At 59.8% G+C, this 473-nt stretch carries 1 protein-coding gene; it reads left to right on the top strand.

All coding sequences use genetic code 11. From position 1 onward, the window contains the following. On the top strand, positions 1-385 hold a 385-nt coding region (locus DVK06_RS17545), incomplete at its 5' end, for a DUF6735 family protein (RefSeq protein ID WP_321166966.1). Positions 386-473: the final 88 nt, after the last annotated feature.

Below are 473 nucleotides of genomic sequence, written 5' to 3' on the forward strand. Positions count from 1 at the left end.
GATCGTCGCTGACCATCTCGACTACCTCCACCACGAGGCGTTCTTCGTGGTGTCGCCGACGTTCGAGGTGACCGCCTACCGAACGCTGTGGTTCGGGTTGCAGTACGATTCGGAGACAGTCGAACAGGGAGAGACGGTCGGGAACGGCGCGCTTGCGACGGTGCGCTGGTACGACGGCGAGCCAGTCGGCGACGGCCACCTGCAGGGGCAGTTCGCGGCCCTCAAAGATGTCGTCGGCGACATGATCGACAAGGGCGTCTTCACACCGTCAACGGCGAGACAGTATCTGAAACGGAAGCTCGCTGAGCGGGTCGGAGACCGACAGGAGCTGCTCATTCCGACCGGAGAATCACCCTTCGAGACAGCGAGTCTCGGCAAGCCGTAACACCAATCTCTTAGTGGATATCGGGGGACGTCTAAGTATGTCAAATCAGTCTGAAGATGACGTTCGTGTTTGGCTTGTCGAACGGACG

It is taken from the genome of Halorubrum sp. Atlit-28R (assembly GCF_003665955.1).
Taxonomy (GTDB): domain Archaea; phylum Halobacteriota; class Halobacteria; order Halobacteriales; family Haloferacaceae; genus Halorubrum; species Halorubrum tropicale.